Here is a 760-nt window from a genome sequence, read left to right as displayed (position 1 = left end):
ATGAACTTACATATAGATTTCCTATTCTGGATGTAGATGTCAGGAAAATAAAGAGATTGTGCTAAGTTTATATACAATAAATATAGTTTCATTTCGTATCTAGGTAAAGCAATTTAGAGATAGACCCTTTGGGTTGATGGTAATGGAATTTTCCATCGATTTGAAGGCTTTTTTTATTTAGTACAGGTTTAAATAAGGAATATATCTTAGTTAAAATAAATTGGGATTTATTTAGAAAAGCAGAGAAAATTATTGAGTGATAAACTTGAATTAACAGAATTTATGGACTCCGATGTATAACAACTGGTTATGTTTTAAACCTAACTGTATTTATGGAGGAACAAAAAATAATGAAAACACTTTTAAAAGAGCATAGAGAATGGTTGAACGAAAGAAAAGCACTTCTTAAGAGCATGGAAGTAAATAAAAATATATACTCTGTTGAGGATATTTTAATTAGTTTTATGGAGTTTTATCATAATGTATGTAACTGGTATAACACATACCATTTACCCATTATAGAGATTTTTCAAATAGAAGGTTCCTTTTATCAAAGCTTACGTCATGATTCCTCTGCATTGTTGGAATTGTATAGAAGACTTTTAGACTTTATTAGTGAATACAACTTTAATCAACCAATTGAATATGTAGCTGTAATAGATAAGAGGATAGTTTTAGTAGAAGAATTTGCGAATGGTGAAATAAAGATTTTAAACGAAATTAGTTAGGTACGTAGATAATAGTTCATGAGGAATTAGGA

1 protein-coding gene is annotated in these 760 nt (G+C 28.3%); it reads left to right on the top strand.

Annotation, left to right across the window (positions count from 1 at the left end):
- The first annotated feature begins 350 nt into the window (after window positions 1–350).
- Window positions 351–728: a hypothetical protein gene (locus RCF13_RS05910; RefSeq protein WP_308140952.1), complete on the top strand. Its 378-nt coding sequence runs from the start codon at window positions 351–353 to the stop codon at window positions 726–728.
- Window positions 729–760 lie beyond the last annotated feature (32 nt).

Origin of the sequence: Stenotrophomonas maltophilia group sp. RNC7 (assembly GCF_030910085.1) — a bacterium.
Classification (GTDB): Bacteria; Pseudomonadota; Gammaproteobacteria; order Xanthomonadales; family Xanthomonadaceae; genus Stenotrophomonas; species Stenotrophomonas sepilia.
The sequence above is the reverse complement of the archived record's forward strand: the minus strand, read 5'-3'. Positions and strand labels throughout refer to the sequence as shown.